Below are 7,677 nucleotides of genomic sequence, written 5' to 3'. Positions count from 1 at the left end.
ACGCGACAGCGTCCGGCCTCTTCCGCGTTCCCGTGCCGACGTCGTCGGGGGCGCATGGTGCTCGGCCTTACCGGCCCGGTGCCAGCGTGTCCAGATCGAGGCTGATCTCGAACGGCAGGGACCGCTTGAGTGTGTGGCGGAAGATTCCCGCCGGGGCGTACGAGCCGGTCGGCTCGTCGAGCTCGTAGACGTGCACGGCGGGGACGGTGTCCTCGTCCTCGACGCACCAGTAGTGCCGGATGCCGGCCTCGGCATACTTCCGGAGCTTGACCGTCCGGTCCCGGTGCGCGGATTCCGGTGAGACGACCTCGACGACGAGCTGGACGTCTCCGGGGCTGAACCAGGTGCAGTCGGGGTCGTATGGGGCTGTGGTCACCACGAGGTCCGGCTCGGGGCGGTTGCGGTCATCGAGGCGGATGGTCATCTCCCGTTCGACCTCGAAGCCGACGGGCGCCTGCGCCATGAGTGAGGTGGTCAGGGCGGTGACGAGGCGGCCGTGCCAGGAGCGCTGGGGCGACATCATGAATACCAGGGCTCCGTCGATCAGCTCGGTGTGGCGCGGCGCTTGCGGCAGGCGGTCCAGGTCCTCCGCGAACCAGCCTTCCAGGCGCGGTGGGTGCATCCAGTCAGGGAGTGCGGTCATGGCTTCACCGTAGCGGGCCGCGGCTCCGGCCGAGGAGCGAACGGTCCCGGCGAGTGGCGCTCCGGTGACACGCCGTGCCACTCCGCCGGGCGAGGCGCACCTGGCCAGTCACACGGCCGCGACGCTCAAGGTCGCGCCAGCCAGGGTGCGGAGCCTCTCCCGTGTCTCGGTATCGGTCGAGTACACCACCGTCCCGATCATGCCTCGCGTCAGCAGGACCTTGTACGTGTTGCGGATCAGCCGGTCCACATCCGCGTCCGGGGTGGACTTCTTGAAGACCGGATCCCTGGACGCCGTACGGTCGGTGACCCAGCGGTCGCCTCGCCACACGAGGTCGGGACCTATGATGACGCCGCTCCAGTCGTACTCGAACCCCTGTGCCGTGTACACGCAGCCCACCTGCCCGAAACCGGCGGGATCGGTCGCCCACAGCGCGGCTGGAGGCGCGCCCGCGACGGACCGGTCACCGAAGACGTTCCAGGGCCGTTCCCACTCCCCGATGACGACGTCCGCGGGCAGTGCCTGCCCGGCCGGCACCTTCTTCGTCCACTTCCAGCAGTAGCCCGCGGACATACGTGCGCTGTACCCGTCGGAGCGGAAGCCGTCGAGGAGCGACTCCAACTCCTGAGGGCTGTCCGCGATCACGAGCCGCATCTTGTCGTCGGGTTCCCACACCACCGGGCCGCCCGGCTCAAGCCCCAGCAGCCGCACCACCCAGCGCAGGTACGCATCGCTGCCACCACACCGGAACTGGCTGTCCAGCGGCACCACCCGGCAGTGGAGCCCCTTCTTCGCGGCGGCCGCCTCGATCTCCGCGACCGTGCCCATCTCGCCGGGCCGGACGACCTGGTGCTCGTCGAGCAGGAAGACGGGAACGCGTGCCACGTCGATGAGTTCCTCGATCTGGGCCTTGCCCGTGCGGTTCGACGCCGGTGTGTAGCGGTTGGCCGATGTCTCCCGGATACGGTGCGCCTCGTCGCAGATCAGGACGTCGAGGCTGTTGCGCTCGGCGGTCATGAAGCTGTTGAAGTACTTGAAGAGGTCCTGCACCTCACGCTTCCGGGTCCCCGCGACCTTCCGCATGGTCGTCGTGAACGAGCTGGAGCCCGTCGCGTGCAGCGTGGTGGTGCCCTGCCGGTACAGCTCACCGAGGAGCGACAAGGCGATGACGCTCTTGCCGGTGCCCGGCCCGCCGGTGACGATCACGACTTCCTTGTGGTCGGACCGCTTGGCGCGGCGGACGGCGTTGAGCACAGTGCGGTACGCGATCTGCTGCTCGTCCAGCAGGACGAACTGCTCACGCTCACGAACCTCCTGGGCGGCCACCGCCATGAGCTGCCTGGACGGGCCGACCTTCCCGTTGGCGAGCTCGTCCGCGGCCGAGGCACCTGACTCCGGCGACAGTTTCGAACGCAGGAAGTCGATGAATTCACCGCGTCGCGCACCGACGAAGAGCTGGCCGTACTGGTCCTGTTCGGCCTCGAAGAGCCCGCTGACGCCGAACTCGGTGGCGTTGTGCAGGTAGGCGGCGCCGTTGACGCGTTCCGGATGCTCGGCCAGGGCTCCGTTGAAGGAGATGAGGTACTCGCAGTAGCCGCGCACCTGGGCGATGGGATTCAGCACGGCCCGGGGGTATGAGTCGAGGCGGCACAGGGACGGATCGTCGTCGTCCGGCTCCGCGCTGCTCCACTGCTTGAGTTCCACGATGACATAGGACGGCAGTCCGGTCGTCGGGTGCACCCCGGCCAGCACCGCGTCGGCCCGCTTGCTGTTCAGCGGCAGTCCGTACTCCAGGAGCACCTCTACCCGCCCGAGGCCGGCATCGTTGAGCGCGCTCGCGAGGACGGGGATACTCCGCTCCCATGAGCGGACCTCGGACCGCCCTGGCTTGTGGCCGTGTACGTGGACGAACTGCTCCGTCAGTCGGAAGAACAGCGCACCAGAGTGGCACTCTGCGGCGACCGCCGCGGCGGAGTCGCGGAACAGCAAGGTATGCCCCCAGGCAGCACGGAAAAAGCCGTGCGGGTGGGGGCATGTCCTTCGTGACTTCGCCGAAGCGAAGCGGAAGCCCGTCGGGCCGCGATGACGTTCCGTAGATTACCGCGAAGGGCATCCGCGTACCCCGAAGGTCACGTCGCGCACATCTCCGGGGAGGGCGCGCGGTGCCCTGGCAACGGCTGGTCCACGACTGGGCGGCCTGGGCGGGGGGTTGGTCCCTGGATATCGGTGGGCCGAGGGGGGCATGGGCGGATCGAGGGCAGCCGATCGGGCGGCCGAGGGCAGGTCGTCGGCGGGCCGTGAGAGGCGCGCTGTGGGTGTGACGCACGACGGTGACTCAGGGGTGGGACCACTTGGTGCCGTTGGGGGGGCCGTATCCGGCGGGAGCGGGAGCTCGGGCGGTCGGTGAACGCGGTCTCAGTGCGGTGGGTAGGCGGTGCGCGGCGGTGCCGCGTACTCGGTGAGGTGCTCAGGGGGGTCAGGCCACGTCGTCGAGTCGGACCTCGCATGCCCTTTGGATGATGCGAAGGTCCGCGAGCGCGGACTCGTGGGCGTCTTCCGTGGCGGGATCGGCGTCGATGGCCAGGGCGATTTTCGCCGCCAGTTCCGCAATGGCTTCCTTGGGGAGAACGAAGATTCCGTAGCGATGGAATCCCGTGTCGATCCTGTTGTGGAGCAGACGTCTCAGGTCGTCCCAGGTACGGCGTGCCGTCGCGCGACCGTGCGCCCTTTCCTTTCCGTCGGAAGCTGCGCGAACTTCCTCCAGATCTCGGGTCAGCGACTGTGCTGTGGAGTAAATGTGGGTGCAGAGCTTACGTACGCGTGTGTACGTTTTCAGCGATGCCACGGTCACGACGATGATCAGCGTGAAGCTGGCTCCGAGGAGTGGTCCCTTCAGCTTCTCGTCGGTGATGGTGCGATGCAGGAACCAGACCAGCCCGATGATTCCGCACCAGTTCGTGGCCACTCTGAAGAAGGCCGCTCGGGCGATACGCATCCGCAGGTGATCGAGTGGGAAGTCGTCCGGCTCGGAAGATCCTGCTATGAAGACGTAGAAAGCCCATACGGCGATCAGCGGGAGCCCCGCCGCTGATTCGCTCTGCTGAGCCGCGATGGGTATCTGCCACATGGCGAAGGACAAGAGGAAGAGCGGAAGCAGGAAAGCGGAGGCGCCGCTGAGGAGGCGTTTTGTTTTCTCGCTTCGGGATCTCCAGTACGGGGCGATGAGGCCGCGGGATATTTTCGCGCTGACCACGGCGGAGGCGGTGGCTGCCCACGCCCATGTCCCGGCCCGGCCCGAGAGCCAGATGAAGAGCAGGATCCAGGTGAGCGCGAACAGCGCGATGGCGAGGAGGATCCGGGCTGTCCTCGGTAGCCGGTCGATGAGGGTGTTCACCCTCGTGTTCGCCCGCTTGGCCCAGTTGTGAGACTCCGGCATCCGACTCCGTTTCCGCTGTATTGGCCATGCTATGTCCTCGCCTCCGCGACCTCCGCCGCCTCCGTCAGGTCAGCGGCGGGGGTGCGCGGGATGCCGCTCGGTGGGAGTGGGATGCGGGCGGGAGTGGTACGTTATTGGGTACCACTTGAGGGAAGGGATACCCATGTCCATCACCGCCAGTGAAGCCCGCAAGGCGCTCTTCCCGCTGATCAAGAAGGTGAACGACGATCACGACGCGATCGAGATCGTCTCCAAGCACGGGAACGCCGTGCTGATGTCGGCCGAGGACTACGCGGCGCTGCGCGAGGGCTCGTATCTGCTGCGGTCGCCCGCCAACGCGCGGCGGTTGCTCAAGGCGTACGAGAACGCCCTGGCCGGACTCCAGGTGTCCGAGCGTGAGCTGATCGACCCCGACCTCGACCCCGCTGCCGAGCCGGAGACGGGTGCCCGGGCGGCGTGAGACTGGTTTTCGAGGAACAGGGCTGGGAGGACTACACGTCCTGGCTCAGGAGCGACCGCACGATGCTCGCCCGGATCAACCGGCTCATCGAGGACATCAGGCACGATCCCTTCACCGGGGTCGGGAAGCCGGAGCCGCTGAAGTTCCATCTGCCCGGGGCGTGGTCGCGCCGGATCGATGACGAACACCGGCTGGTCTATCTGGTCACGGCCGAGGAGATCATCGTTCTCGCGGCCCGCTATCACTACTGACCGCCTGATGGCGTGATCGCGCGGTTCCTGCTGTCGTGCTCCGTCGGCGCCGCAGACTCGTCCCATGACGACCACCGCTGACGAAGCTCCCCAGGAACGGAAAGAGGACCAGGGCCCCGGGATGAGTGGGGATCTCGCCACCGACCGGCTCCTGGGGCGGTTCGCCGGGGCGCTGGCGCCGCCGTTCGTGCCGCTCGTCGCGCTCTGGGTGCATGGGTCGATCGCCGAGGGCGGTGACTACCGGCCCGGTCGCAGCGATCTCGATCTCGTCGCCGTGCTGGAACGGCCCTGTACGCCCGAGGAGGAGCGGCGGCTGGTCCGGCTCCATGAGCGGTTGCTGATGGAGGAGCCGCTCGCGGGCGGGCTGCACTGTTCGTACCTTCCCCTGGGGGAGCTGGAGGATCCGGACCGTGAGCATCCGGTCTGGGCGCACCGGGAGTACTTCGCCCGTCCGGTCAGCCCGGTCACCCGGCGGGAGCTGCACACCTTCGGGCGGGTGCTGTACGGGCGGCCGGTCGCCGGGCTGCTGCCCGAGGTGACGGACCGGGGGCTGGCGGAGTTCATCGTCGGTGAGCTGCGGGAGGGGATGGCGGAGATCGCCGGGGACCGCGGCGATCTGCTGCTCCAGGATGGATGGCTGGACTACGCCCTGCTCACCGTCGCCCGGATGCACATCACCCTGCGGGACGGCCGGCTGATCACCAAGCGTGAGGCCCTTGAGGTGCTGCGCGAGGAGCTCGGTGCCCCCGTGGAGATCGTCGAGGACATCCGTCGGCGGCGATACGGGGGTGGTGGGGATGGCGCGGCGGAGGAGGCGTGGCGGCGGCGGAGGGCCGGTCTCGCGGCGGAGTTCCTGGGGCCGGCCGTCGAGGCGCTGCTCTCGTCGTACGGGCCGGGCGGGACGGTGGGGATCCGCTGGTCCCCGGGTGATCGAGACTAGACTCGACCCCACCGCGAGCCGCTCCGGGCCGGGCCGGAACCGGCCGTGCCGGGCGCGCTTCAGGGCCGAGGGGGGAGATGTCGTGCCGGGGATGTTCGGGGGCACGGGCGGGAAGTGGTCGGCCCGGAAGGCTGAGCAGGCGTGGCTGCGCGGGATGGATCTGCTGCGTACGGGCGATACGGACGGTGCGGCCGAGCGGTTCGACGCGGCCGTCGACCACGATCCGACCGCCGCCGACGCCTGGCTCGGTCTGCACGCGGTCGGCGAGGCGCGGGACGAGGCGCTGGAGTCCATGGCCCGGGAGCAGCGTTCCTTCGGTGCGCTGCGGCGGAAGTTCCAGCGGCCGCTGCTCTCGCGGTTCTCCATCGGGGCGTACGCGAGTTTCCGGCTGGAGTCCTCGCGGGACCTCTGGCTCGCCGTCGTGGCCCGCCGACTGGACGAGGGGCGGCTGGACGAGGCGGGGATGTCGCTCTCCACCGCCGTGCTGGACTGTGACGAGACCCGGTTCACCTGGGCGCGGTACTCCTTTCTGCGGCAGGACTGGCCGCGTGTCCTCACGGTCGCCGAGGGCATCGGCGACCGTTTCCTGCGCGATGAGGCGCAGTTGTACGTGGCCAAGGCGCTGGTCGTCCAGGAGGTCTTCCACGAGGCCCTCGATGTGCTCACCCCCCTGCCGCGCGTACTCGGCAACGATCCCCGTTTCCTCGGCGAGCTGGCCCATCAGCAGGGGCTCGCGCTGGAGGGCGTCGGGCGCTCGGACGAGGCGCTGAGGAGTTTTCAGCGTGCCTTCCGCTACTACCCGCAGCTCGCGGGGGTGGCCGAGCGGGCCGGGGTGCGGCCACCGGAGGGTGGTGACGAGCCGCCCTCAGAGCCGTCAGAGCCCTCGGCGTCAGGTGCGCCGGGTGGGTCGGGTACGCCGGGCGAGCCGGGTGGGGCGTAGGCGCGGGTCAGGGCGGGCCGGTTCGTCGGCCCGCGCCGCTGAGGAGTCGAGCGCTCTCCGTACGGACGGTGTGAGACCGACCGGTACGCGTATGTGCCGCACCGGTAGGCGAGACCGGTAAGCGACGGATGTGAACGGCCGCTGGTGCGTCCCGGCGCGGATCGGCCAATGTCCCCATTGATGGCCGATGCACCGAGAAACCGCTGGTGAGGCGGTTGGGCGCGGCCATGGGGCGAGCGGAGGGCGCGGCGACCTCGGGGGCTGCTGCGGGCGAGTGAGGGGAATCCAGACGTCCGCCGCGCGGGTTTCATGGCGTGAACGCGTCACCGTGCACGCCCAGGTAAACGGAGGTCGCCCATCCAGCGGGAGGGGCTGTCAGAGTCCCGCCTGAGGTGCCCGACCGGGCACCCGTGGACGGATGAAAGGACGACGCCGTGCGGAAGAGACTCACCACCCTTCTCGCATGCGCCTCACTCGCTGCCATGACACTGGCGGGCCATGCGCAGGCGGCACCGGCCGCCGATCACTCCACCGGCACGGGCGGGGCGCCCGCGGCCGGGGCTGTGGCCGGGCCCCTGGCCAACCAGACCATCTACGCCCCGTTCGTCTTCAACCACAACGACTCCGTCAGCTCCGACACCGCCACGCTGATCATGCAGAGCGACGGCAACCTGGTCATCTACGACGAGTTCGGGCGCGCCCGCTGGGCCTCCAACACGGTGGGCCGCGGCTGGACCGCGCAGTTCCAGCCGGACGGCAACTTCGTCGTCTACACCCGTAGCAACCGCCCGGTCTGGAGCTCGCGCACCCATCGCCACCCCGGCTCCCGGCTGGTCGTCCAGGACGACGGCAATGTCGTCATCTACGACGGAAGCCGGGCGGTCTGGGCCTCCCGCACGGAACACCGCTAGGACGAGAACGCCGCCGGTGCGGGACCGATCCCGGCCGCTGGCACGGCCGCGTACGCGGCATGAAGCCTTCGGGGCCATGGGCGGACGCGCCCATGG

General features: G+C 69.2%; 8 protein-coding genes. 5 read left to right on the top strand and 3 right to left on the bottom strand.

All coding sequences use genetic code 11. From position 1 onward, the window contains the following. Positions 1–67 precede the first annotated feature (67 nt). The 3 genes from ACFVIM_RS30145 to ACFVIM_RS30135 all read right to left on the bottom strand — a co-directional run bounded on the left by ACFVIM_RS30145 (position 68) and on the right by ACFVIM_RS30135 (position 4,079). Complete coding sequence (locus tag ACFVIM_RS30145) at positions 68–643, bottom strand: Uma2 family endonuclease (protein ID WP_384307948.1); 576 nt, start codon at positions 641–643, stop codon at positions 68–70. A 108-nt stretch (positions 644–751) separates the two neighbouring features. After that, entirely contained in the window at positions 752–2,632 is a 1,881-nt protein-coding gene (locus ACFVIM_RS30140) for a DNA/RNA helicase domain-containing protein (protein WP_384307945.1), read from the bottom strand. Positions 2,633–3,119: 487 nt separating this feature from the next. Further along, positions 3,120–4,079 carry a hypothetical protein gene (locus ACFVIM_RS30135; RefSeq protein ID WP_384307942.1) on the bottom strand — a complete coding sequence of 320 codons (960 nt, stop codon included), beginning with the start codon at positions 4,077–4,079 and terminating at the stop codon, positions 3,120–3,122. Between the two features lie 163 nt (positions 4,080–4,242). On the opposite strand from ACFVIM_RS30135, the gene ACFVIM_RS30130 reads away from it, so the two are divergent. The 5 genes from ACFVIM_RS30130 (at position 4,243) to ACFVIM_RS30110 (ending at position 7,581) form a co-directional block, all read left to right on the top strand. Continuing rightward, complete coding sequence (locus ACFVIM_RS30130) at positions 4,243–4,539, top strand: type II toxin-antitoxin system Phd/YefM family antitoxin (RefSeq protein ID WP_384307940.1); 297 nt, start codon at positions 4,243–4,245, stop codon at positions 4,537–4,539. Continuing rightward, the gene (locus ACFVIM_RS30125; RefSeq protein ID WP_384307937.1) at positions 4,536–4,790 is read left to right on the top strand and encodes a Txe/YoeB family addiction module toxin; all 255 of its coding nucleotides are present in this window, start codon (positions 4,536–4,538) and stop codon (positions 4,788–4,790) included. The genes ACFVIM_RS30130 and ACFVIM_RS30125 overlap by 4 nt, the downstream gene beginning before the upstream one ends. A 64-nt stretch (positions 4,791–4,854) precedes the next feature. Continuing rightward, a complete protein-coding gene (locus ACFVIM_RS30120; protein WP_384307934.1) occupies positions 4,855–5,730 on the top strand; it encodes a nucleotidyltransferase in 876 nt (291 codons plus the stop codon). A 91-nt stretch (positions 5,731–5,821) separates the two neighbouring features. After that, the gene (locus ACFVIM_RS30115; protein ID WP_384307951.1) at positions 5,822–6,670 is read left to right on the top strand and encodes a tetratricopeptide repeat protein; all 849 of its coding nucleotides are present in this window, start codon (positions 5,822–5,824) and stop codon (positions 6,668–6,670) included. A gap of 482 nt (positions 6,671–7,152) precedes the next feature. Next, complete coding sequence (locus tag ACFVIM_RS30110; RefSeq protein ID WP_384307931.1) at positions 7,153–7,581, top strand: hypothetical protein; 429 nt, start codon at positions 7,153–7,155, stop codon at positions 7,579–7,581. Positions 7,582–7,677 lie beyond the last annotated feature (96 nt).

The organism is Streptomyces sp. NPDC057638, from assembly GCF_042800315.1.
Classification (GTDB): Bacteria; Actinomycetota; Actinomycetes; order Streptomycetales; family Streptomycetaceae; genus Streptomyces.
Note: the sequence above shows the minus strand (reverse complement) of the source record. Positions and strands in the feature narration are given on the sequence as shown.